The 22,514-nt window shown below is 66.0% G+C and carries 19 protein-coding genes and 1 pseudogene; 10 read left to right on the top strand and 10 right to left on the bottom strand.

Annotated features, from left to right (window positions below):
* Nucleotides 1-12 precede the first annotated feature (12 nt).
* The 4 genes from mgtA to pip form a co-directional block, all read right to left on the bottom strand.
* Nucleotides 13-2,772 (bottom strand): magnesium-translocating P-type ATPase, encoded by a 2,760-nt coding sequence (mgtA, locus tag ROV93_RS06290; protein WP_312538833.1) that lies wholly within the window; start codon nucleotides 2,770-2,772, stop codon nucleotides 13-15.
* Between the two features lie 63 nt (nucleotides 2,773-2,835).
* Nucleotides 2,836-3,135: a hypothetical protein gene (locus ROV93_RS06285; protein WP_072167132.1), complete on the bottom strand. Its 300-nt coding sequence runs from the start codon at nucleotides 3,133-3,135 to the stop codon at nucleotides 2,836-2,838.
* Between the two features lie 293 nt (nucleotides 3,136-3,428).
* Nucleotides 3,429-3,728 carry a hypothetical protein gene (locus ROV93_RS06280; RefSeq protein ID WP_072167131.1) on the bottom strand — a complete coding sequence of 100 codons (300 nt, stop codon included), beginning with the start codon at nucleotides 3,726-3,728 and terminating at the stop codon, nucleotides 3,429-3,431.
* A 308-nt stretch (nucleotides 3,729-4,036) separates the two neighbouring features.
* A complete protein-coding gene (gene pip, locus ROV93_RS06275) occupies nucleotides 4,037-4,984 on the bottom strand; it encodes a prolyl aminopeptidase (protein ID WP_072167130.1) in 948 nt (315 codons plus the stop codon).
* A gap of 114 nt (nucleotides 4,985-5,098) precedes the next feature.
* Here pip and ROV93_RS06270 point away from each other — a divergent pair, with 114 nt between their 5' ends.
* Together ROV93_RS06270 and ROV93_RS06265 are read left to right on the top strand one after the other, a co-directional pair.
* Nucleotides 5,099-5,764 carry a TraX family protein gene (locus ROV93_RS06270; protein WP_072167129.1) on the top strand — a complete coding sequence of 222 codons (666 nt, stop codon included), beginning with the start codon at nucleotides 5,099-5,101 and terminating at the stop codon, nucleotides 5,762-5,764.
* Between the two features lie 458 nt (nucleotides 5,765-6,222).
* A complete protein-coding gene (locus ROV93_RS06265; protein WP_180890313.1) occupies nucleotides 6,223-6,597 on the top strand; it encodes a hypothetical protein in 375 nt (124 codons plus the stop codon).
* Nucleotides 6,598-6,782: 185 nt separating this feature from the next.
* On the opposite strand, the gene ROV93_RS06260 is transcribed toward ROV93_RS06265, so the two are convergent.
* Nucleotides 6,783-8,978, bottom strand: coding sequence for a TonB-dependent siderophore receptor (locus tag ROV93_RS06260; protein WP_312538827.1), 2,196 nt, complete (start codon nucleotides 8,976-8,978; stop codon nucleotides 6,783-6,785).
* A gap of 238 nt (nucleotides 8,979-9,216) precedes the next feature.
* Here ROV93_RS06260 and ROV93_RS06255 point away from each other — a divergent pair, with 238 nt between their 5' ends.
* The 4 genes from ROV93_RS06255 (at nucleotide 9,217) to ROV93_RS06240 (ending at nucleotide 11,875) form a co-directional block, all read left to right on the top strand.
* Nucleotides 9,217-9,810 (top strand): TetR/AcrR family transcriptional regulator, encoded by a 594-nt coding sequence (locus ROV93_RS06255; RefSeq protein WP_072167127.1) that lies wholly within the window; start codon nucleotides 9,217-9,219, stop codon nucleotides 9,808-9,810.
* Nucleotides 9,811-9,928: 118 nt separating this feature from the next.
* Nucleotides 9,929-10,555 carry a signal peptidase I gene (lepB, locus tag ROV93_RS06250; RefSeq protein ID WP_072167126.1) on the top strand — a complete coding sequence of 209 codons (627 nt, stop codon included), beginning with the start codon at nucleotides 9,929-9,931 and terminating at the stop codon, nucleotides 10,553-10,555.
* A gap of 95 nt (nucleotides 10,556-10,650) precedes the next feature.
* Nucleotides 10,651-11,739, top strand: a complete 1,089-nt coding sequence (locus ROV93_RS06245; RefSeq protein WP_072167150.1) for a crosslink repair DNA glycosylase YcaQ family protein — start codon at nucleotides 10,651-10,653, stop codon at nucleotides 11,737-11,739.
* 13 nt (nucleotides 11,740-11,752) lie between these two features.
* Complete coding sequence (locus ROV93_RS06240) at nucleotides 11,753-11,875, top strand: hypothetical protein (RefSeq protein WP_255299119.1); 123 nt, start codon at nucleotides 11,753-11,755, stop codon at nucleotides 11,873-11,875.
* A gap of 117 nt (nucleotides 11,876-11,992) precedes the next feature.
* Here ROV93_RS06240 and ROV93_RS06235 read toward each other — a convergent pair whose 3' ends face one another.
* The 3 genes from ROV93_RS06235 to ROV93_RS06225 form a co-directional block, all read right to left on the bottom strand.
* Nucleotides 11,993-12,586: a mechanosensitive ion channel domain-containing protein gene (locus tag ROV93_RS06235; RefSeq protein WP_069138450.1), complete on the bottom strand. Its 594-nt coding sequence runs from the start codon at nucleotides 12,584-12,586 to the stop codon at nucleotides 11,993-11,995.
* Nucleotides 12,587-12,592: 6 nt separating this feature from the next.
* Nucleotides 12,593-13,459 (bottom strand): glucose 1-dehydrogenase, encoded by an 867-nt coding sequence (locus ROV93_RS06230; RefSeq protein ID WP_019659796.1) that lies wholly within the window; start codon nucleotides 13,457-13,459, stop codon nucleotides 12,593-12,595.
* 100 nt (nucleotides 13,460-13,559) lie between these two features.
* Nucleotides 13,560-13,943 (bottom strand): sensory rhodopsin transducer, encoded by a 384-nt coding sequence (locus tag ROV93_RS06225; RefSeq protein ID WP_072167125.1) that lies wholly within the window; start codon nucleotides 13,941-13,943, stop codon nucleotides 13,560-13,562.
* Nucleotides 13,944-14,002: 59 nt separating this feature from the next.
* Between ROV93_RS06225 and ROV93_RS06220 the strand changes: the two genes are divergently transcribed.
* Nucleotides 14,003-14,989 carry a TIGR03885 family FMN-dependent LLM class oxidoreductase gene (locus ROV93_RS06220; RefSeq protein WP_180890315.1) on the top strand — a complete coding sequence of 329 codons (987 nt, stop codon included), beginning with the start codon at nucleotides 14,003-14,005 and terminating at the stop codon, nucleotides 14,987-14,989.
* Here ROV93_RS06220 and ROV93_RS06215 read toward each other — a convergent pair.
* The gene (locus ROV93_RS06215; protein ID WP_072167123.1) at nucleotides 14,959-16,545 is read right to left on the bottom strand and encodes an alpha-amylase family glycosyl hydrolase; all 1,587 of its coding nucleotides are present in this window, start codon (nucleotides 16,543-16,545) and stop codon (nucleotides 14,959-14,961) included. The genes ROV93_RS06220 and ROV93_RS06215 overlap by 31 nt on opposite strands.
* A gap of 160 nt (nucleotides 16,546-16,705) precedes the next feature.
* Here ROV93_RS06215 and xth point away from each other — a divergent pair, with 160 nt between their 5' ends.
* The 3 genes from xth (at nucleotide 16,706) to ROV93_RS06200 (ending at nucleotide 20,707) form a co-directional block, all read left to right on the top strand.
* Nucleotides 16,706-17,497: an exodeoxyribonuclease III gene (gene xth / locus ROV93_RS06210; protein WP_072167122.1), complete on the top strand. Its 792-nt coding sequence runs from the start codon at nucleotides 16,706-16,708 to the stop codon at nucleotides 17,495-17,497.
* 217 nt (nucleotides 17,498-17,714) lie between these two features.
* Entirely contained in the window at nucleotides 17,715-17,840 is a 126-nt protein-coding gene (locus tag ROV93_RS06205) for a hypothetical protein (protein WP_255299118.1), read from the top strand.
* Between the two features lie 158 nt (nucleotides 17,841-17,998).
* Nucleotides 17,999-20,707 (top strand): lanthionine synthetase LanC family protein, encoded by a 2,709-nt coding sequence (locus tag ROV93_RS06200; protein ID WP_176698767.1) that lies wholly within the window; start codon nucleotides 17,999-18,001, stop codon nucleotides 20,705-20,707.
* Nucleotides 20,708-20,737: 30 nt separating this feature from the next.
* Here ROV93_RS06200 and ROV93_RS06195 read toward each other — a convergent pair.
* A pseudogene (locus tag ROV93_RS06195) lies at nucleotides 20,738-22,449 on the bottom strand (diguanylate cyclase).
* Nucleotides 22,450-22,514 lie beyond the last annotated feature (65 nt).

Raw genomic sequence — 22,514 nt, 5'->3', positions numbered from 1 at the left:
GGCGGCGGGCGCTTACTGCCAGCCGTAGCGACGGATGTAGAAGCGCTTCAGCGCGGTGGTCAGCACCGCATAGCCGAACAGGATCGCCACCAGGAACGGCCAGTAGCCGGCCGGCAGGGCCTGCAGCTTGAAGTAGCCGGCCAGCGGGCTCATCGGCAGGGCCACGCCGATGACCATGATCAGGCCGGTCATCAGCAGCAGTGGCGGCGCGGCGATGCTCTGCAGGAACGGCAGCTTCGGCGTGCGGATCATGTGCACGATCAGGGTCTGGGTCAGCAGGCCGACCACGAACCAGCCGGACTGGAACAGGCCCTGGTCGGCCGGCGTGCGTGCATCGAACACGTACCACATCAGCGCGAAGCAGCTCAGGTCGAAGATCGAGCTGATCGGCCCGAAGAACACCATGAAGCGGCCGATGTCCGCCGGGTTCCACTTCAGCGGCCTGCGCACCAGCTCTTCGTCCACGTTGTCGAACGGGATGGCGATCTGCGAGATGTCGTACAGCAGGTTCTGCACCAGCAGCTGCAGCGGCAGCATCGGCAGGAACGGCAGGAAGGCCGAGGCCACCAGCACCGAGAACACATTGCCGAAGTTGGAGCTGGCGGTCATGCGGATGTACTTCAGCATGTTGTTGAACGTGCGCCGGCCCTGGATGACGCCTTCCTCCAGCACCATCAGATTCTTTTCCAGCAGGATGATGTCGGCGGCCTCCTTGGCGATGTCCACCGCACTGTCCACGCTGATGCCGATATCGGCTGCGCGCAGCGCCGGTGCATCGTTGATGCCGTCGCCGAGGAAGCCGACCACCTTGCCCTGTGCGCGCAGTTCGCGCACCAGGCGCTCCTTGTGCAGCGGCGTCAGCCGGGCGAACACGCGATGGTGGTGCAGCGCCCGCGACAACGCGCCGTCATCCATGCGCTCGATCTGCGGCCCGGTCAGGATGGTGTCGGCATCCAGTCCCACCTGTGCGCACACACGCGCGGACACCAGTTCGTTGTCGCCAGTGAAGACCTTGACCTCGACGCCGTGTGCGGCCAGCGCCTGCAGCGCCTGCGCGGCCGATTCCTTCGGCGGGTCCAGGAACGCCACGTAGCCGACCAGGGTCAACCCGCACTCGTCCGCCTGCGAGTAGGTGGTCTGGCTGGCTGCGGTCTCCTTCATCGCCACCGCCACCACGCGCAGGCCCTGTTCGTTCAGTTCCTCGGTGGTCTGCCGCACCCGCGCCAGGCGGCGCTCGTCCAGCGGCATGTCCTGGCCGTTCTCGCGCACGGTGCTGCACACCGCCAGCATCTCTTCCACGGCTCCCTTGCAGATCAGCTCATGGTGGTCCTCACGCTCGGAGACCACCACCGACATGCGGCGGCGCTCGAAGTCGAACGGGATCTCATCCACCTTGTGGTAGTCCTGCGACAGCCGCAACGAACTCTGCAGCTCCACGTGCTCCAGCACCGCGCGGTCCAGCAGGTTGATCAGGCCGGTCTGGAAGTGACTGTTGAGGTAAGCGAACTTCAGTACGTCTTCCGAATCGTGGCCGAACACATCGGTGTGGCGCTCCAGCGCGATCCTGTCCTGGGTGAGGGTGCCGGTCTTGTCGGTGCACAGCACTTCCATCGCGCCGAAGTTCTGGATGGCGTCCAGGCGCTTGACGATCACCTTGCGCCGCGACAGCAGCACCGCGCCCTTGGCCAGGGTGGAAGTGACGATCATCGGCAGCATTTCCGGCGTCAGGCCCACCGCCACCGACAGCGCGAACAGGAACGCCTCGGTCCAGTCGCCCTTGGTCCAGCCGTTGATCAGCAGCACGAACGGCACCATCACCAGCGCGAAGCGGATCAGCAGCCAGCTGACACTGTTGACGCCGGCCTGGAATGCGGTGGGCGCACGGTCGGTGGCGGTGCTGCGCTGGGCCAGCGTGCCGAAGTAGGTGCGGTTACCGGTGGCCAGCACGATGGCGGTGGCCGTACCGGACACCACGTTGGTACCCATGAACAGCAGGTTGTGCTGTTCCAGCAGGCCGGCCAGGCCATCGCCCGGGTGCGCGAACTTCTCCACCGGCAGCGACTCGCCGGTCATCGCCGCCTGCGCCACGAACAGGTCCTTGGCGGTCAGCACGCGGCAGTCGGCCGGAATCATGTCGCCGGCCGACAGCACAATGTGGTCGCCGGGTACCAGTTCACGGATAGGCAGGTCCAGCAGGCGCGCCGGGCGACGGCTGTGCAGATGCGCGCCGAAGTACTGGTCGGCCACATCCGCAGCCTCGGTGCCGGGATTGCGGCGCAGCACGCGCGCAGTGTTGCCGACCAGTGCCTTCAGCCGCTCGGCAGCACGGTTCGAGCGACCCTCCTGCACGAAGCGGATCAGCGTGGACAGCAGCACCATCGCACCGATGACGATCGTCGCCTTGATGTCCTCGGTCAGCCAGGATACCGCCGCCAGCACGGTCAGCAGCAGGTTGAACGGATTGCGGTAGCACTGCCACAGGTGGCGGCACCACGGCAGCGGCTTCTCGTGATCCACCTCGTTGGGGCCGAGCGTGGCCAGTCGCTCCTCGGCCTCATGCGGGCTGAGGCCATCGGCATGTGATTCCAGCGTGGTCAGCAGCTCGGCTTCGTCCTGCTGGGCGAGGGTGACCAGGCCGGTGGTGAGCGCGAACGGCGCGGCCTCGGCGCTGCCAGGGCCGAAGCCGGCTTCGGGCATCGCACGGCGGCGGAACAGGTTGCCTGCGCGACGGCTGCGCAGGAAGGCATTGAACCAGGCGTTGAGCAGGCTCATGGGACTCTCCTCGAATGTCAGAGCCGGCCGCGGCCGGAACACGAACGGAACGGTTGGAACAGGTCAGGCGTGGCGCATCGCCAGCACCGCCGGCGACCACGGCTGCATGCGCAGGCGCTGGCTGCCACCGATGCACAGTGGCTTCATCGCGTCGCGCAGGGGATAGGGCAGGTGGCGCAGCACATTGATGCGCTCGCTGATCGGGAGCAGCGACAGCGCGTCGGCCACAACGCGTGGCGAACCGAGCGACAGCGAACGGGCAAACATGATCGGGCCGTACTGCAGCAGCTGGCTGCGCAGGGCGGCAACATCGCGCTCGCCGATCAGGCGACGCAGGGTGATGTACAGGATCTTGTAGGACATGGGGGCGATCTCCAGGCAGGCGGCGCCTGGCGGTCCCCCGTCACTCAGGCAGGCAGGGACCGGCGGGCAGGCGCCAGGAACAGGCAGCAATCAGGCATACGGGTCGCGGTGCGCCCGGAAGGGTCGGGGTCCATCTGCGTCTCCATGAGGGGAGGGGCCCGGCCAGGGTTGCCCTGGCCAGTGGTGCTATTGTCCGCGCCTGAACGGGGCAGGCCTAGAGGCCGGTGGGTTAGCCCGGCTATACCTTGGTATAGCCGGGCATGCACAGCGCCAATCGAGGGTTCAGTGATGGATCAATGCGAAGCGCTGGTCTGCTTGCACACGTCGTACTCGCCATGGCTCAGCGTCTTGTCACGGTCGGTATCGCAGGCATGCAGGCGCTCGGCCCAGTCCGGTGCCACCGCATCGACTTCCGCCAGGGTGACGATGCCGTCCTTGTCCTTGTCCAACGATTCATACGGCGGTATCAGCTTCACTTCGGTGACGTCCTCGGCGGCGGTGGTCCTGCTCGCCTCCTGAGTCCTGGAACAGGCGCCCAGCAGCAGGGCGGCAGAAAACGAGAGTGCAATCGGAAGGTAGCGACAAGCGATCATGGCGTGCTCCTGAAGAGAAGGCGGACGACCGGTGCGGTGGTCACGGCAGGATCTTCTGCGCGGGACTGTAAGTGGGCCGCGAAGAATGGGGGCCGTGGACCGTTGCCGGTGGGTCGCCATTCACCGGGCCGCACAGCAGCAATTGCGCGAGGACGCCTTGGGGGCGGTGGCTCGACGGAGACGCCTCGGTAGAGTCGACTGCTAGTGCAGCGCGGGGCCTTCAGCTTCCTGCCAAGAGCAGTCGACTAACAGTCCACTCTACCCTCGAACGGCAGGAAGCCGGCCAGCGGCCGGCACTCCCGTCTGCTTCAGGAGCGGTCTGCAAAGGCGTCCGTGGCTCGCACCAGCGCATCCACCGTGGCTGGCTCGTTGGCGCTGTGGCCGGAGGTCACCATCTCCAGCCGGGCTTCCGGCCACGCCTTGGCCAGGTCCCATGCGCTGCGCGGCGGACAGATGATGTCGTAGCGCCCCTGCACGATCACGCAGGGCAGATGGCGGATGCGATCGATGTTGCGCAGCAGCTGGTCGGGTTCCAGGAAGATGCCGTTGCGGAAGTAGTGCGCCTCGATGCGGGCCTTGGCCAAGGTATCCAGCGGATCATCGGTGGATTGAGCGTCGACGTCGTGCTGCAGGGTTGCCGCGTTGTCTTCCCAGCCCAGCCAGGCCTGCGCGGCTTCGATGCGGGTCGCCTCATCCGGGCCATCCATGCGGGTCCAATAGGCCGCAATCATGTCGCCACGCTCAGCCTCCGGAATGTAAGCCTCATAACGGTCCCAGCGCTCCGGAAAGATCCAGCGCGCACCGCCATCGGCCTCGGCGAACCAGCGATTCTCCATTTCGCGGCCGAGGAACACGCCGCGCACGATCAGGCCGGTGGCGCGCTCGGGATGCGCTTGTGCGTAGGCCAGAGACAGGGTCGATCCCCAGGAGCCGCCATAGACCAGCCAACGCTCGATGCCCAGGTGCTCGCGCACCTTCTCGATGTCGGCCACCAGGTCCTGCGTGGTGTTGTCGCGCAGCTCGCCGAACGGTGTGGAGCGGCCGCTGCCACGCTGGTCGATCAACACGATGCGGTAGCGTGCCGGATCGAAGAAGCGGCGATGGGTGGGTGAAATGCCCGCGCCTGGGCCGCCGTGCAGGTACACCACCGGAATGCCGTCCGGTGTGCCGCACTCTTCGACATGCAGCGTGTGCAGATCGCTCACCGGTAGGGTGAACTCGCGGTAGGGTTCGATGGCGGGGTACAGGGTGCGCATGGCGGGTGTCTCACAAGCAGGGGCGGCCAGCATAGCGCCGCCACCTGCGGGCTGCAGCGACGGGCTCCTGCGCGGCGCTGGAAATGGGCTGGCCGATGCGCATAAGCTTCCGCGATGCAAGCGACCACGACCGGGACGTCAACCTTCAACTTCACCCTTGGCAGCGGTGCGCGCGAGCTGTTGAAGTGGATCGCACTGCTGGCCATGACCGGTGATCACGTGGCCAAGGTGGCCTTCGGCGGCTACGTGCCGGTGGTCAGCGAACTGGGGCGTATTGCCTTCCCGCTGTTCGCGCTGGTGATGGCCTGCAACCTGGCCCAGCCCGGGGCCGACCTGCGCAAATCGATACGCCGGCTCGTGCTTTGGGGGTTGATCGCCCAGCCAGTGCACGCATTCGCGTTTGGTTCCTGGCTGCCGCTCAACATCCTGCTTACTTTCACTCTGGCGGCCGTGGCCGTTCATGCGCTGGCGAACCATCGGCCCGTTCTGCTGTTGCTGGCTGCCGGCGTGCTGCCGATGTTCGTGGATTACCAGTGGGCGGGTGTCGGCTGCGTGCTGCTGGGATGGATCGCGTTCCGGCATCGCGCGTGGTGGCTGTTGCTGGTCGGGCTCGCAGCGGTGTGCTGGGCGAACCACAACGGCTGGGCGCTGCTGGCCGTTCCGGTGGTGCTGCTGGCCGCGCGGGTGAATTGGCCACTGCCGCGCTGGCGGTGGGTGTTCTACGGGTACTACGTGGGACATCTGGCGGTGCTGGCGTTGATTGCCTATCTGCTTGCGTAATGTCGCAACTGGCGCGTCGCCTGTCTTGAATGCCGGATGCGGTCAAGGAATGCGCGGTGCCGATGCGGGTGAAGCATGCCGCCATCGGCATGGTGCAAGTTGTTGAATCTTCGGCTCGATTGTCGATATGCGACAATGCTGCCACTGCGTGAACGTTGCTGTCTTTGCACGTGGGTTGTTGGCGCCTGCCACCCCGCCGTGCACATGATGGATTGCCGCCGGAAAAGGGTGGCCGGGTGTGGAAACCCGTTTAGCTATGCGTTGTTTACGCTTGCCAGCCGGCGTCGCCTTGCGCGGCGCCGGCTGGCATTCCGTTCGCGTTCCATGGCGGGCGGTACGTGGGGTGCGCGCAAGCGAACCCACCGGGTAATGACGCTTAGCTACCGGTTTCCACACACGTACCGTCCGCCGCCTTTGTTAAGGGCGGTGGTCCCGCATGCCTTGCACGGAAACCTGCCATGGACCGTTCGGACATTCCCCCTCTGCGCACCCAGTACGCCCCGGCCAACGCCGATGAGGGCGAAGAAGTGCGCGCGAAGCCCGACCCCAACAACCTCATCGCGCTGCTGCACCAGATCGGTCTGGGCGTGGCCGCCGACGGCCAGCCCTGGCCCGAGCGCCACCAGCTGCCAGTCCGCTGCCTGGCCCTGGCCGACAGCGACGGCGCGTTGGCGGGGCTGCGCATCGTCAACGAGATCCTGCTGGCCGCCGAGCGCGCCCGCCAGAATGGCGGCCCGGAACACTACGTGGGCGACCGCGTGATGGAAGGGCTGATGTTGGCCGCGCTGGCGCTGACCAATCACACACGCCATCTTCCGCCTGCATCCGAGTAGAGCCACGCCATGCGTGGATGCTGTTGGCGTGGAGCCGAGCGTGGGCTCGGCTCTACAGAATATTCGCATCCTGCCTGGATGCCGTTGGCGGATGGCCCCGCGTTCTGTAGCGCCGAGCCTACGCTCGGCTCACCAGACAGAACCGGGCCGAGCATGGATCGGATCTACAGGGGTTCCGCGCCGCCTCAGAAATCCATCGTCGCCGAGAACAACATCGTTCTCGGCGCTCCCAGCGCCAGACTGGATAGCAACGGCATGCTCCAGAACGCCTTGTTGGTCACGTTGTTCACCGTGGCGCGTAGTGCCAACGGTCGACCCGCCACGGTGGTGCTGTAGCGCGCGCCCACGTCAAACAACGTCCGCCCCGGCACCGACAGGCGGTTGTCGGCACTGATGTACTGCTTCGACATCGCCGTGGCATTACCGGTCAGGGTCAGGCCTTCCAGCGCGGGCACATCCCACTCCACGCCCAGCTTGGCCTGCCGCTGCGCAATTGCCGTGGCCATGCGGCCTTCATTCACGCCGCCCGCCGTGCGGGTCAGCTTCGGCTGCACAAAGGCCATGCCGCCCAGCAGGCGCACGCCGTCCAGTGGCGCACCGAAGAAGCCCCATTCCACGCCGCGGTTCCGCTGTTCGCCGCCGAACGAGAAGATATTCGTGACCGGGTCGGTGTAGCTGCTGGGCCGCTTGATCTCGTACACGCTGAAGGTGTGCGCGAAGCGGCCCAGGTCCAGCTTCAGGCCCAGCTCCTTCTGCCTGGTGCGGAACGGCGCGAACACATCGCCGGCATTGGCGGCGGTCATCGGCGCGGTGGCGCCCTGGCTGAGGCCCTCGATGTAGTTGGTGTAGAGGGAGACCGTGTCGGTGGCTTTCACCAGCAGCGCCGCTGCCGGCGTGGTGGCGCTCTCGTCGTAGCGTGAGGTGCGCGCACCCGTGGCGACGTTGAAGGTCTCACTGACCACCTGCTGGCGGCGCACGCCCAGGGTCAACTGCACGCGTTCATCGGCGAAGGACAGGGTATCAGCGAAGCCGAGGCTGTCCAGCCGCAGTTCGGTATGCGAGATGTGCGGCGCTACGAACGGCGCGGCCGGGCCCCACACCGGGTTGTAGAGGTTGGTGGTCCAGTCCCAGCCCGGCACGCTGCGGCGGCCGTAGTCGTTCTGGGTGTGCTGGTAGTGGGTCACGTTGGCAGCCCACTGGTGGCCGACGCTGCCGGTCCGGAACGAACCGCGCAGGCCGGCATCGCCGGACTGCTTCCTGATATCGAAGGCGAGCTGGCCGATTACCGTGGTGAAGTCACCGGCCGGATTGAGGATCTGTGCGCTGATCGAACCGTTGTAGCGGTAGTCGGTCCTGCTGGTGCCGTAGGCCAGGTAGGCCATCAGGGTATCGTTGATGTCCAGTTCGCCGCGCAGCATCGCGCCCTTGTCCTGGCTGTCCACGTAGGCCCAGTCCGGGTTGATCAGCGTATCGCCACGCGGCGGCCGCGGAATGGCGACGCCGGATGCCAGGCCGACGCCACGTGCGGGGCCGTCAACACGGTCATCGGCGCCGTACAGATCGGCCGACAGCCGCGCACGTTCGCCGCGCCAGTCCAGTGCCAGCGAACCGAGCTGGACCTTCTTGCGCTGCTTGTCCACTGCGCCATCGCCATCACGGTACGCGCCGTTGAAGCGGACGCCGAACTGCTTGCCCGCGCCGAGCCGACGGCCCATGTCCACATGGGTGCCGAACTGCGCGTCGGAGGCGAAGTTGGCGCTGACCCGCAACAGCGGCTGCTCGCCAGCGCGCTTGGGCACCAGGTTCACCGCGCCGCCCACCGAGCCGCCCGGCGGCATGCCATTGAGCAGCGCGGAGGGGCCTTTCAGCACCTCGATGCGTTCGAACATCTCCGGCGAGGTACGGTAGTACGGCGCCATGCCGCTGAGGCCGTTGAAGGTGGTGTCGCTGGTGTTGGAGGCGAAGCCGCGGATTGCGTAGTTCTCGCTCCAGGAACCGGTGACGCCGTTGCTGAACACCGTGGGGTCGGTGGCGGCGATGACGTCGGTCAGGTCCTTGGCCTGGCGGTCGCGGATAAACGACTCGGTGTAGCTGACCGTACTGAACGGCGTATCCATGAAATCCTTGTCGCCGAGCAGGCCGATGCGGCCGCCGGCGGCGACCTGGCCGCCGGCGTAGTCGCCGGTCACGCGGCGCTGCTCCTGCACCTGCACCGAGGGCAGGGTGGACGGCGCGGTTTCGGCCAGCGCGGCACACGATGCCATCAGGCCAAGCGCGAGCGCCGATGCGCGGTAGCGCCGGGCCAGCCCGTGTGGAAGTGACTGGCTGCAGGACACGGCGGCAGCTTGGTTCTGTGAAGAGGAGAAGGGGGATACGGTCATGCCAGGGTCCTGTGAATCGCGAGGGCGAGCGCGCCTGGCGCGCGGCCATCGGCAAGCACGGGGGAGGGCGCAGCGCGGGGTTGTCGGCTGGGTGGGGACCTGGCGGGAAGTGAGCCACGGGCTCGATCCGGACGGCGCCATGATTGCGAACCAGACGCATTCCGAATTAGTTGAGTAAATTAAACTAAAGAGACCAAAGCGGACAAGAGGGTCGCTTTGCTGGCACCCTCGGCAGGGTATGAACACGCAACGCGAAACCACGGTGCCGCCTCGCGGCCGTCCACCGACCATCACCCCCGAGCGCCTGGCCGACATCGGCATCCGCCTGGGTCTGCCCAACCTGACCATGGCCAATGTGGCCGCCGAGCTCGCGGTCACCCAAGCGGCGCTGTACAAGCGCGTTGCGAACCTGGAGGCGTTGAAGCGGCTGGTGGCCGAAGCCGTGTTCCAGCGCTGGCAGATTCCGCGCGCGTCGGCCGATGCGGCGGGCGGCCTGCAGGGCTATCTGATGGTGTTCGTGGAATCGTTGTGCGAGGTGGTGAAGGCGCATCCCGGGTTGCCGCCATACCTGCTGCGGCGCACGGTGGCGAGCGCGCCGATGCTGGAAAAGATTGCCTCGCACCAGGCGCACGTGGCCGAAGTGTTCGGCCTGCCGATGGACAAGGCGCGCTGGCTGCTGGCCACGATCGCGTTCTACTGCATCGCCGGCGCCGACACCATCTACGCGATTGCGGATGACGAAGAGGGCCAGGTGATCACCGAGTTCAAGCAGGGCATGCAGGCGCTCGTGATCGGGTCGTTGCAGTTGTTGGATGCGGACGGCGATCTGTAGCGTTGGTCGTGCCTATTGGCCCTACGGGCGGGCACATCTGGGACCTGTCCTATGTGTGGCCAGGTGTGCCCGGTCTAGCCTAGGGCTCCGAGTCCTTCCATCACCTTCCGGAGCCCTTATGGATGCCACCCTCCGCGCGTCGTGGTCCCAGCGAATGCTGGCGTGGCTGAAGAAGGAGGCCGCGCCGCTGCTGATGCTGCTGGGCCTGTTCTTCGTTGCACGCGACACCCTGGCCAACCATTACGTCGTGCCGAGTGGTTCAATGCAGCCCGCCTTGCAGCCGGGTGACCGCGTCGTTGTCGATATGCGCGCGTACGGCCTGCGCCTGCCTTTCAGCGGGCTGAAGCTGATGGGCGCCACCGTGCCGCAACGCGGCGAGGTGGTGGTGTTCGCTTCGCCGGCCGATGGCGTGCGCATGATCAAGCGCGTGGTGGCCGTGGCCGGCGACCGCGTGCGTCTGCAGGATGGGCGCCTGAGCGTCAATGGACGCCCCCTCCAGATGACCTGTGCGAGCGGCGTGGAACGGTTTGGCAAGCGGCACGCCTGGCTCGACCTGACGCATGGCGGAGGCCCGGACATTGCCGATGTGCAGGTACCCTCCGGCAAGGTACTGGTGCTGGGTGATCACCGTGGCAACAGCCTGGACGGCCGCTTCTTCGGATGGGTCGATGCGGACCGGATTTATGGCCGCGCGATGGCGGTGTACTACCGCCGGGGTGAGGGCGTGGTCTGGCAGCGCCTGTAGTTGGATCCGGTGAAGGGTCCGGGTGCGATGAGCGCTAGCCCTCGGGGGAATTGCCGTGATCCCATCCACGCGTGGCGTGGATCTACAATGCAGCCATGCCTGCCACGCCTACCCTTGAAGATCTGCGCCGCTACGCGGTGGCGCGCACCCTGTTCAAGCCGACCACGCTGTTGACCGCAATCCGGCGGCTGGGCTTCGTGCAGGCCGACCCGATCCGGGCACCGGCACGCGCGCAGGACCTGACCCTGCGGCACCGGGTGAAGGACTACCGCGCGGGTGATCTTGAACGTCGTTATGCGCGCTTGCCGGTGGAAGAGGACTGCCTGGTGAACTACGGCTTCCTGCCGCGCGAGCATCTGGCGCTGATGCACCCGCGCGTGTCCAAGCGCGAGTGGGACGCCGAGACCCATCGCCGCGCGGCCGACGTGCTGGCGTTCGTGCGCGAGCGCGGCAGCGTGCACCCCCGCGAGGTCGACCAGGCGTTTGCGCATGGGCGGGTGACCAACTACTGGGGCGGCACCAGCAATGCCAGCACCCACCTGCTCGATGGCATGCACTACCGCGGAATGCTGCGCGTGGCGCGGCGTGACAACGGCACCCGTATCTACGCCGTGGCCGAGCATGCCGAGGCGGATGCCAGCGAGCAGTCGCAGGTCGAACGCGCGGCCGCCCTGATTGATCTGGTGGTGCGCAAGTACGCGCCGCTGCCATCGGCCAGCCTGACCTACCTGGTGCGCCTGCTGGGCTATGGTGCACCGCATCTGGCCGAGCAGACCCGCAAGGCATTGGCGCTGGCCAAGCAGCAGCTGGCCAGCTGCTCGCTGGAGGGCACCACCTGGTACTGGCCGGCAGACGAGAATCCACGCTCGCGCAGGCACGCGCCAGACGATCAGGTGCGCCTGCTGGCGCCGTTCGACCCGGTGGTGTGGGACCGCCGCCGTTTCGAGTTGCTGTGGGATTGGGTCTATAAGTTCGAGGCCTACACACCTGCGCCAAAGCGCCAGTATGGGTACTACGCACTGCCGGTGCTGTGGCATGACCAGGTGGTGGGCTGGGCCAACCTGAGCGTGTGCGGCGGTGAGTTGGTGCCGAACGTGGGTTATGCCGGAAAGTCGCTGGCCCGCGACAAGGCATTTCGCAGCGCATTGGACGACGAGCTGCAGCGCATGGCGGAGTTCCTGTAGCGCCAAGCGGCGCATGGGTACCTATCTGGTGCTGGCCGCGTTGGTGTGTTCGTCTGTGATCGGGCTGGGCTTCGGCTGCTTCCTGGCACGCAGTGCTGCACAGCTGGACCCTATACAGGCACTGGCGGCGGAATAGGGCCGCCCGCTATGGCACCTGTAGAGCCGAGCCCGCGCTCGGCTGCACTCCGTTCAGGTCGCGCTGCACCGAGCGCTGCGCGCAGCAAGCCGAGCATGGGCTCGACTCTACAGCTACTCAGCGCACCTTGCCTTTGATTGGTACGCTTCCCGGCAGCTGGGAATAGCCGCTGTCACCCCAGTGGCGGGTGATGCGCTGGAAGAACAAGGAGTTGGGCACGCGCAGCAGGCAACCGCGCGCGCCTTCGCCACGATCACTCAGCGTGGTGTAGATCAGGTTGATGTCCACCACCTGACCGCACAAGCCCGGCTTGTCCACGCTTTCCAGCACCTCGATGGTGTCATTGATGCGGAACGGGCGCGTGGCGACGATCAGGAACGAACAGAACAGGTTGGACAACACGCTCCATGCAGCAAAGAACGCCACCGCACCGACCGCCATGAACCCGGTCAGCGCGGTCCACAGCACCGAGCGCGACACGCCCAGTCGCTCCAGTATCAGCAGCGCAGCCGCCAGATACAGCAGCAGGGCACCGCCGCGGCGCAGGCCCACATGAAGCTCTGGTGCCAGCCTGCCGCGCTGCCGCGCCTGCACCAGCAGCCACGCGAGGGCACGCACCATCACCCATGCGACGCCGAGGATGGCGAGCACCTCGGCCACCGGCACAACTACGGTCAGCCAGTCCTCAATCCAGGCGGGCAATCCGGCCATGAGGGGTCACAGTGTTGCCGCGCCGCCGGAGATGGTCAGCAGCGCACCGGAGGTGTAGCTGGCGCTGTCCGAAGCCAGCATCACATAGGCCGAGGCCAGCTCGGCCGGCTGTCCGGGGCGGCCGAATGGCGTCTGCGCGCCGAACTGTTCGACCTCTTCGGCGGCCATGCCTGCGGGAATGAACGGCGTCCAGATCGGGCCGGGCAGCACGGCATTGACGCGGATCTGATGCTCGGCCAGCAGGCCGGCCAGCCCCAGCGTCAGGTTGGCGACGGCACCTTTGGTTGCAGAATAGGGAAGGATGTTCGGCGTCGGCCGCTTGGAGTTGACCGATGCGGTGTTGATGATCGCACCGCCACCGCGCAGGTGCGGGACGCACAGTCGGGTCAGATTGAACACGGCATGCACGTTGGTATCGAACGTCCGCTTCCAGTCATCCAGGGTGATGTCGTCGAAGTGCTCGTAGTAGCGCTGGTAGGCCGCGTTGTTGACCAGGATATCGAGACCGTCCAGTTCGCTGGCCACGCGGTCTACGAGCGATCGCGCCTGTGCCGGGTCACTGATGTCGCAGGGTACCAGCACGGCTTTGCGCCCGGCCTGTTCGATCTGCTGCTGCACATGGCGGGCGTCGTCCTGCTCGCCATCGAGGAATGCGATGGCAACGTCGGCGCCTTCGCGCGCGAAAGCGATCGCCACCGCCGCGCCGATACCGCTGTCACCGCCGGTGATCAATGCCTTCTTGCCCTGCAGCAGGCCATGCCCGCGATAACTGTCCTCGCCGTGGTCCGGCCGGGGCTGCATCTGCGCAGTCTTGCCGGGGAAGGATTGCTGCTGGGCCGGGAAGGGCGGGCGTGGGTAGTCGGGCAGGGCCATCGTCACTCTCCGAAAAGAAACCGGCGCCAGTCTGCCTCCAGACGGGTAAACGGGTGGAGGGCGCAGTGTCGTTGCAGCGTGGACGCCTGCGCGCGCGGCTTCACACTGGATGCGCGATGGTGGTCATGATGCTGTTGGCCGGTTGCCGTGAATCCAGCCGCGTGTGCTGCACGATGATCGGCTGGTCGGATTCGACGAGGGTGGCGAAGCCCGTACCGAGCGGCACAGGTGCCGGATCCTGCAGGTCGTTGAAGCGCAGATGGCAGGTGCGCCGCGCCGGCACTGTAATCCGGTAGGGACCCACCGGATCGCGGTCCTCGAAGTAGAGGGTCAGCGTGACATGCGCGTCCTCGCTGCCGGCATTGAGGACACAGCAGGTTTCGTGACTCTGCATCTCCGGTGACGGGCCGTTGCTCCAGGCTGGAATGTAGCCCTCGGCGATAGCCCAGCGTCGATGCCCGATGCAGGGAGTGTTCGTTTCCATGACGCCGTTTTAGCTGGAGGGGTGTTGCCATCGTGTCCAGTCCCCGCACGGAATCCGTGATGACCATCGGCTACCACGCATCGCATGAGCAGTTCCCGCCCGCCACCTTGCTGGGCCTGGCGCTGCGCGCCGAACAGGCGGGATTCGAGGCCCTGATGTGCTCGGACCATTTCCACCCGTGGACGACCGCACAAGGGCAGTCGGGCCACAGCTGGGTGTGGGCCGGCGCGCTGGCGGTGCAGAGCGCGTTGACCCTGGGCATGGTGACCTGCCCGATGCTGCGCCAGCACCCGGCCTTGGTGGCACAGGCAGCGGCGACGCTGGAGCAGCTGGCGCCGGGCCGGATCTGGCTGGCGCTGGGTACCGGCGAGGCGCTGAATGAGCGCGTTACTGGACAGCCGTGGCCAGCCAAGCGCGAGCGGCAGAAGGCACTGCGCGCTGCGGCCGAGGTGATGCGGCGGCTGTGGGGAGGCGAGCGGGTCGACCACAGCGGTGGCTTCCAGGTGCGCCAGGCGCGACTGTACAGCCGACCGGCCCTTCCCCTGCCGCTGCTGGGTGCAGCCGTCACCGAGGAAACCGCACGCTGGATGGGGGGCTGGGCCGATGGCCTGATCACCATCAGCCAGCCACTGGCGCAGTTGCGGCGTGTGGTGGCGGCGTTCGAACAGGGCGGTGGCAGGGGCAAGCCGATGTACCTGCAGGCCAAGCTCTCCTACGCGCGTGCCGAACAGGCGGCACTGGAAGGCGCGATGGAGCAGTGGAGCGCCAATGTGCTGCCACCGGAACTGGCCGAAGGCCTGGACCAGCCCGAGCAGTTCGAGGCACAGGCCCGGTCGGTCAGTGCCGAGGAGCTGCGCCAGCACGTGCATGTCTCGGCGGATCTTGGCCAGCACCGGGCCTGGCTGCAGGAACTGCAGTCACTGGGCTTCGATCGCATCTACCTGCACAACGTGAACCGCGAGCAGGACCGCTTCATCGATGATTTCGCCGAACACGTGCTGCCCGCGCTGCGCACTCAGGCACCCTCGGCGGCCAGCCACGCGTAGCCGTGGCCCTGCAGGATGCAGCGGTTATCCTGCATGGTGGTGCCGTGGCCCACCAGCATACGCAGCGGGCCGTGCAGTGGCACCTCTACCTCAACCGGGTTGTCGCCGAAGTTGATCAGTGCAAGCGCCTGGTGGGGGGCCTCGCCGTAGCGGAGCATCAGCAGCGCAGGTGAAGGTGGGTCGAGCGTGTGTGGCCCCTGCTGCAGCACGGGATGGGCATTGCGTTGCTGCAGCAGCTCGCGCACACGCCGCAGCAGCGAGCCGGGCGTCGCGCGTTGCGCCTCGACATTCACTGTCCGGTAACCGTAAGCGCCGTCTGCCGGAGGCGCGCGCCACGCATGCCGTGGCTGATCGGTAAACCCCGCCCCTGGGCGGTCGTGCCAGTGCATCGGCATCCGCACGGCGTTGCGCTCGGGCAGTTCCAGGCAGTCGCCGAGGCCGATTTCCTCGCCATACCGGATCACCGGCACCTGACCCAGCGACAGCAGTGCGGCCCAGGCCATGGCCTGCCACGCGGTGTCGCCGTCCAGCATGGGCGCCAGCCGGCGGCGGATGCCGCGGCCATAGATGCGCATGCCAGGTTCGGGCGCGAAGCGCTCCATCACCGCTTCGCGTTCGTCGGGCCGCAGCTGCTCCAGGTCAAGCTCATCATTGTTGCGCAGCCAGGCGATGCGCGTGTGCGGCGGCGCCTGCGGTCCGTATTCGGCCATGACCCGGGCCACTTCACTGGCGTCGCCGCGCGCCAGGGCCAGGAAGAAATGATTGTTCAGATGGAAGTCGAGCAGGTGCGAAAGCCGCCGCCCCTGGCACAGGAAGTCACCGTAGCGGGACGCGCGGACATCCGCTTCGCCGATCAACGGCAGCCCTGGCTGCTGTGCGTCTGCCGTGGCGCGCATTTCCTCCAGCAGCCACAGCCCGTCGTCGCGCGGGTCCGCGTGGCGGGCGCGCTCGACCATGTACGGGACCGCATCCACGCGGAAGCCGGCCACGCCGCGCTGCATCCAGAACGTCATCACCCGCAGCAGTTCGTCGCGTACTGGCGCATGGGCCAGCTCCAGGTCTGGCTCGTGCCGGTAGAACATGTGCCGGTTGAACGCGCCGGCCTCGGCGTCCCATGTCCAGGCAGACGCCTCGATCGGCGGGAACATCGGCTGCAGGCCGTCGTCGGGCACGTGGTCGCTCCACAGGTACCAGCGGCGCCAGGCCGGGTCGCCGCGCTGCGCGGCGACGAACCATGGGTGGGCGCTGGCAGTGTGCTGCATCACCAGCTCGACGATGATGCCCATACCGCGTGCGTCGGCAGCATCGACCAGGCGCTGGAACGCGGTCTGGTCGCCCAGGCGTGGATCGATGCGGTAGTGATCGGTGACATCGTAGCCACCGTCACGGCCGGCATTGCAGTAGAACGGCAGCAGCCACACATGGCTGATGCCGAGCCACTGCAGGTAGTCCAGCTTTTCGGTGATGCCATCCAGGGTGCCCCAGCCGCGCCCATTGCTGTCGCGGAACAGGTAGGGGTCGACCTGGTAGATCGCGCGCAGCGGGCGCACCGCCATGGGGCTTCTCCGTCACTGGCCACGGGTGACCAGCCTGCTGTCGCCCGTGGCAGCGGTTGGTGAAACGGATGGCACCCTGTCGTGACATGGCATCCACGGATTCTGCATGCGCGGGCGCGCACAGTGAACGCTCATTCCCGGCGCCGAGGAGACTTCCTGCATGGCCCGACGCAAGACGCTTCGCATTGCCACGTTCAACGTCAACGGCATCGGCACACGCTTGCCGCAGCTGTTGGACTGGCTGCACAGGGAATCGCCGGATGTGGTTGCCCTGCAGGAACTGAAGGCGACCGACGCCGCGTTTCCGGCTGCGGCATTGGAAGAGGCGGGCTACGGCGCGCTCTGGCAGGGCGAGGCGCGGTGGAACGGCGTGGCGCTGCTGGCACGAGGGACCACGCCGGTCGAGAGCCGCCGCCGATTGCCGGGCGAGCCCAAGGACACCCAGAGCCGCTACCTGGAGGCGGCGGCGCACGGGGTCATCGTGGGTGCCCTCTACCTGCCCAACGGCAACCCGCAGCCCGGTCCCAGGTTCGACTACAAGCTGCGCTGGATGGAGCGCCTGATCCGGCATGCGCGCAGCCTGGTCGAGCTGCCGCATCCGGCGCTGCTGCTGGGTGATTTCAACGTGATTCCCACCGAAGCCGACGTCTACGACCCCAAGGCCTGGCGCCGCGATGCGCTGTTCCAGCCGGAGGTGCGCGAGGCCTTCGAACGACTGCTGGCGCAGGGCTGGACCGATGCGGTGCGGAAGGTGCACGGCGACGCCACGATCTATACCTTCTGGGATTATTTCCGCCAGCATGCCGAGCGCGACCGTGGGTTGCGCATCGATCATCTGCTGTTGAACCCCGTACTGGCGTCGCGACTGAAGGGCGCTGGCGTCGACCGCTGGGTACGCCTACAGGAAAAGGCCAGCGACCACGCGCCGGCGTGGGTGACGGTAAGCGCGTGATCAACGCGCGGCAGGGCCCGCATCCGGCATCTGCAATGGAGTAATCAAAGCAGGGTGGTCCATTCTGTGATGGATAAAGCGGAATTTGATAATGCGATTTGACATCGAAAACCCGCTGAGATTATAAGTGGCGCGCGGTGCAGCTATATTGAGCAAAATACTGATCTGCTGCACCGTATTCAGCAGTGTTCATCTCCATTAAATAAGGAAGTGACGAATGAACAATGTACTTGCCCTGCAGACCCTTGAAATCGAGTGCCTCGATGTCTCTGAAACCTGCACTGCCTGCCTGTCTCTGATCAGTTCGGATGCAGGCATCGAAGATGGCATGGATCAAGCCTGATCGATCCCGCGTCCTGTTGCCGGCGAGCGCTTTTTGACGGCACCGGGCAGCTGATCCAACGTGCGCCGCCGGCATCCCGTTGGCGGCGCATTTGTACCTGGCCAGCCGGATGTTTCCGGATCAACCCAGCTTGGGCCGGGATGACAGGGAGGTTGTTGGTGGTCGACACGACGGCACGGATGTATACGTTGTTAGACGATGTTCATTTCGAGAACATCGAACGCTATAGGCCGACGGATGAATATTCTTCCGTTGCTCGCAACCTGCTCCCTGCCGACTGGCAGTTGCAGCCACGTGGGTTCTGGACACACTGCCGGCCGCCGGGATGGAAGAGCCGCTCCCACGGCTGGAAGATCCACATATCGAGCATCCCGGAGAACGCCGAAGAGACCATCGCGGTAGCGTGCGAAGAGATCGCGGCCGCGGGTGCCATGTTCAAGTTCTGCTCCGATCCGCGCATGCTGGCAATGTCGCTGGGAAAGGGATGGTCGCGGTTCCAGCTTGGAAAGTTCATCACGCTCTATCCGGCAGGCGAGGCCCAGTTTCTCAGCCTGCTGGAACGGCTGCACGTACGTACGCAGCACCTCGGTGGACCACACATTCTTACTGATCGCCCGTACAAGGGGAGCAGTGTTGTCTACTATCGCTACGGTGCCCACTCGGAGGGCTTCCGACCCGACATCTATGGCAACAGGCAGCAGGGATTCCGGCTGGAGGATGGCTCTTGGCACGACGACGTGCGAGGTGCCCACTTCCGGCTCCCTCCAGGCTGCACGGACCCGGTGGTTCCGTTGGAGCGTCCTGCGGTCGATCCGCCGCCGGCGGAGATACTGCTCAACCAGCGCTACAGGGTGCTGGGCGCGCTCAAATTCAATGGTACAGGCGGCGTCTACCACGGCGTGGATATGGATACAGGCCAGCGAATCGTGATCCGCGAGGTGCGCGGCTTCGCCGGCTCAATGCAGGCACTTGCTCCGCATGTGCTCGTGGGCGGTATCCAGCGTGAGGCCCGGATTCTGCAGAAGCTGTCGGGCACTGGCTTGGTACCCGAGTTCGTGGCGCTGTTCAAGGAGTGGAACAATTGGTTTCTCGTCGAGGAACAGCTGGAGGCTTCGACGCTGTGGGACAGCGCAATGGACTTCTACTTCTCGGAGGAGCTGCAGACGGCCGCCGATGGCTTCAGGCGCATCCGGGAGAAGATTGTCAGCATTGCAGAGGCGCTCTCCGTCGTGCATTCACGTGGTGTCGTACTTCGCGACCTGACACGTAGTAACGTAATGTTCACCGCCGCCGGGAAGGTGAAGTTCATCGATCTCGAATTCGCGCATGAAATCGGTGTTGACGACCGCTGGGTGAAGGGGTGGACACCCGGATATGCATCGGCGGAACAGCGTGCGTCGCGGCGACCGACCGTGCAAGAGGATCACTATGCGCTGGGTGTGCTGATCCTGGATATGCTCACCTTCTGTGCCTCCGGTCTCGACCTGGCCCGTGGGCAGATCGTCGACGGAAAGTTGCCTCAGGTTCTGGCCGACCTAGGCCTGCCCGAGGCGCTGCGGGATATCGTGGTCGGGTTGACCGATCAGGATGCAGGCAGGCGCTGGGACATCGCCAAGACGTTGAAAGCGCTGGGCAACATTGAAGTGCCATCGCTACGGCGGGTGATGTTTCCGTCCCGCCAGGAGCTGCTGACCGCGCCGGTGCCGGCGCCCTCCGAGTGCCGGGCGCTCCAGGACATCCTTTCAGGGCTCGCGGCCTATCTGCACTCCGCTGTCGACACCGGGCGTGATGATCGTCTCTGGCCAGCCGGACCGCAGCTGTTCTTCACCAACCCGGTTTCGCTTCAGTTTGGCGCGACGGGAACCGCATGGTTCCTGCTACGGCATGAGGGGCACCTCGACCCGGCAATTCTTGACTGGATCCAGGACAGGGCGGTCAGTGAGCGGTGCCCGCCAGGGTTGTACTCCGGACTAGCCGGGGTCAGCCTGCTGCTGTTGCAGGCCGGGAGACGGGAAGCGGCGATGCGGGTGCGCGCGGGCGTCGCGCAGTCGGGCGACGCACTGGCAACTCCTAGCCTGTACTTTGGTGCGGCCGGACAGGGCCTGATGGACCTGCACTTCTGGCAGGCCACCGGTGATGGCGCTTACCTGTCATCGGCGATCAGCATCGGCGAAGGCCTGCTGGAAAGCTCCCGGCGTAGCCCGCAAGGTCGATTCTGGTCATCGCAGGGCAAGGTCTTCCTTGGGTTGGGTGATGGTCAATCCGGGATTGCACTGTTCCTTAGCTACCTTGGCGTGGCCAGCGGCGATGCCCGGTTCCTGGAGGCGGCGTCGCAGGCGCTGGATTACGATATTTCCCATGGCATCCGTGTGGCCGGACGGCTGTTCTGGAAGAATCTGGCGGATGCGCCCGCCAATGCGAGCAACTCACCGCACACACGGTTTGGTGCAGCGGGCATCGGTACCGCCTGCCTTCGCCACTTTGCTGCGACGGGTGAGGTGCGTTTCCGCGAGATTGCCCTGGAGTGTGCCTATTCGGTCCGATCAAGGGTGACCAACAAGTTGTGGCAGGAGAGCGGCAATGCCGGATTCGGTGAGTACATGCTGGACCTGGCTTGCGTCTTGGGGGATGAGCGTTACGCGAATGTGGCCTTCCATCACGCCGAGGCGATCGTACAGCACGCAGTTCCCATGCCCGTCGGGGTGGCGTTCGCGGGCCCGGCACATCACCGGGTCTGCAATGAGTACAGCGTTGGGGGCGCCGGCATCGGCATCTTCCTGGACCGGCTGCTGAAGCGCTCTCCACGATTGCTGATGCTGGATGGCCTGCTCGACCGACGGTCCGGTGCAGCGAGGCGACTTGCGTGAGCAGCGCGCGGTAGCGATCCGCGGGCGGTCCTAATCCTTCTGCGCGCGTGGCTCCCGACGCACGCGCGCGCGGGTTCGATACAGGCGGCTGTCCGCTTTCTGGATGGTGTCGGCCACCGGCTCGCCGGGCGTGTTGATGGCCGCACCCATCGAGAACGCGCTGGGCGAGAGCGCGGCGTGGTCCTGGTACCAATGCTCCAGTTCGCTCAACCGGCCGTCCGCAGGCGCGACCAGTACCACCATGAATTCGTCGCCGCCCAGACGCACCACCGTCTCCTCCTTGCCCAGCGGCGAGCGCAGGAAGGTGGCGAACTCGACCAGCACGGCGTCGCCACGCCGGTGGCCTTGGGTGTCGTTGATGTGCTTGAAGTGGTCCAGGTCGAACATCACGCAGGCCCAGCGCTCGTCAATCAGTTCATCCAGCCGGTGCAGGTAGCGCCGGTTGTAGCACTGGGTGAGCGGATCCTTGAAGGACATTTCGCGCAGCTGCTGCTCCTGCATCCGCAGCGCGGTGACGTCCTGTGCATGTCCCAGCACGTAGGGCGGGCTGGCCTCGCTGTCGAGCACGTTGTGGTACGCCCAGTAGTGGCGCGTACCGTCGGCGGCAATCAGCTCGATCACGCCAGCGTCGGTGTGGTTTGCCTGGATCCGAGCGAGGTAGGCCTTGAAGCCCTCGCGTTTTTCCGGCGGCATCAGGTCACACAGGCTGCGCCCGATCATCTGGCTTTCCTCGAAGCCCAGCGACTGCACCGCCGCGGGATTCACCGAGGTCAATGTGCCGTCCAGCGTGTGGGTGCAGATCAGGCCCAGGCTGTAGTGGAACAGTCGCCGGTAGCGGGTTTCGCTCGCTTCCAGCGCGTCCAGCGCGGCTCGTTCGTCCGTGATGTCCTGGATCGCCCCGACCAGGCGCGGATGGCCGTCGACCTGTTGCCGGCTGCCGACCACCCGGGTCCAGATCGCGCGCCCGTCGGCGGTGGTCATTGGCAGCTGCACCTCCCAGGACGTGCCTTCGTCGATGCAACGCTGCACTGCTGCCCGGATGATGTTGCGGCTGTCTTCGCGATAGAACGACAGCGCGGTGTCGAGCGTCGGTTCAAAGTTGCTGCGCACGCCGTGCAACTGCTTGGTCTCGCGGGTCCAGCGCACTTCGTTGGTGACCAGGTCCATCTCCCAGCCGCCCACCCGGGCGGCGCGGTTGGTGCGCTCCAGGAAGTCCTCACTGCGTTTGAGCTCACGATGCAGCGCCTTGGCCTGGCCCACCTGCGCCATCAGCGTGCTGCGCTGCTCCAGCACCTGGGTGGTGACCCGGGCAAGGTGCACCATCAGCTCGCGCTGGGACGGAGACAGCACGCCGGGCATCGGATCGAGCAGGCACAGTGTTCCGATACGCGCGCCGTGCGCCGAGCCCAGGGGGATGCCAGCGTAGTGGCGGATACGCGGCCCACCCGTCACCAGGGGGTTGGTGGAGAAACGTGGGTCCTGACGCGCATCGGGTATCTCGAACAGCTCGTCCTGGCGTATGGCATGGGTGCAGAAGGAAATTTCGCGGGCCGTTTCGCTGACGCTTTCAAGGCCGATGTGGCCTTGAACCACTGGCGGTCTTCGGCCACCACGCTGATCAGGCCCATGGTCATGCCGGTTGCGGCGCGGGCGGCGGCGACGATGGCATCGAACACCGGCTCCGGGGGCGTATCCAACAGGTGCAGTCGTTCGATCTCAAGCAGTCGTTCGGCTTCGTCCATGGTGCTTTTCAGGGCAGGGTGGCGAGGGCGCTTGCGGCGGCTGTCTGGGACTACGGTAGTCGGTA

This window comes from Stenotrophomonas maltophilia group sp. msm4, assembly GCF_032025605.1.
In the GTDB taxonomy this organism is placed as follows: domain Bacteria; phylum Pseudomonadota; class Gammaproteobacteria; order Xanthomonadales; family Xanthomonadaceae; genus Stenotrophomonas; species Stenotrophomonas sepilia.
Note: the sequence above shows the minus strand (reverse complement) of the source record. Positions and strands in the feature narration are given on the sequence as shown.

What these genes read in the sequence shown, in the direction of transcription:
- mgtA (WP_312538833.1), bottom strand. Translation starts at nt 2,772, where the DNA reads ATGAGCCTGCTCAACGCCTGGTTCAATGCCTTCCTGCGCAGCCGTCGC.
- ROV93_RS06285 (WP_072167132.1), bottom strand. Translation starts at nt 3,135, where the DNA reads ATGTCCTACAAGATCCTGTACATCACCCTGCGTCGCCTGATCGGCGAG.
- ROV93_RS06280 (WP_072167131.1), bottom strand. Translation starts at nt 3,728, where the DNA reads ATGATCGCTTGTCGCTACCTTCCGATTGCACTCTCGTTTTCTGCCGCC.
- pip (WP_072167130.1), bottom strand. Translation starts at nt 4,984, where the DNA reads ATGCGCACCCTGTACCCCGCCATCGAACCCTACCGCGAGTTCACCCTA.
- ROV93_RS06270 (WP_072167129.1), top strand. Translation starts at nt 5,099, where the DNA reads ATGCAAGCGACCACGACCGGGACGTCAACCTTCAACTTCACCCTTGGC.
- ROV93_RS06265 (WP_180890313.1), top strand. Translation starts at nt 6,223, where the DNA reads ATGGACCGTTCGGACATTCCCCCTCTGCGCACCCAGTACGCCCCGGCC.
- ROV93_RS06260 (WP_312538827.1), bottom strand. Translation starts at nt 8,978, where the DNA reads ATGACCGTATCCCCCTTCTCCTCTTCACAGAACCAAGCTGCCGCCGTG.
- ROV93_RS06255 (WP_072167127.1), top strand. Translation starts at nt 9,217, where the DNA reads ATGAACACGCAACGCGAAACCACGGTGCCGCCTCGCGGCCGTCCACCG.
- lepB (WP_072167126.1), top strand. Translation starts at nt 9,929, where the DNA reads ATGGATGCCACCCTCCGCGCGTCGTGGTCCCAGCGAATGCTGGCGTGG.
- ROV93_RS06245 (WP_072167150.1), top strand. Translation starts at nt 10,651, where the DNA reads ATGCCTGCCACGCCTACCCTTGAAGATCTGCGCCGCTACGCGGTGGCG.
- ROV93_RS06240 (WP_255299119.1), top strand. Translation starts at nt 11,753, where the DNA reads ATGGGTACCTATCTGGTGCTGGCCGCGTTGGTGTGTTCGTCTGTGATC.
- ROV93_RS06235 (WP_069138450.1), bottom strand. Translation starts at nt 12,586, where the DNA reads ATGGCCGGATTGCCCGCCTGGATTGAGGACTGGCTGACCGTAGTTGTG.
- ROV93_RS06230 (WP_019659796.1), bottom strand. Translation starts at nt 13,459, where the DNA reads ATGGCCCTGCCCGACTACCCACGCCCGCCCTTCCCGGCCCAGCAGCAA.
- ROV93_RS06225 (WP_072167125.1), bottom strand. Translation starts at nt 13,943, where the DNA reads ATGGAAACGAACACTCCCTGCATCGGGCATCGACGCTGGGCTATCGCC.
- ROV93_RS06220 (WP_180890315.1), top strand. Translation starts at nt 14,003, where the DNA reads ATGACCATCGGCTACCACGCATCGCATGAGCAGTTCCCGCCCGCCACC.
- ROV93_RS06215 (WP_072167123.1), bottom strand. Translation starts at nt 16,545, where the DNA reads ATGGCGGTGCGCCCGCTGCGCGCGATCTACCAGGTCGACCCCTACCTG.
- xth (WP_072167122.1), top strand. Translation starts at nt 16,706, where the DNA reads ATGGCCCGACGCAAGACGCTTCGCATTGCCACGTTCAACGTCAACGGC.
- ROV93_RS06205 (WP_255299118.1), top strand. Translation starts at nt 17,715, where the DNA reads ATGAACAATGTACTTGCCCTGCAGACCCTTGAAATCGAGTGCCTCGAT.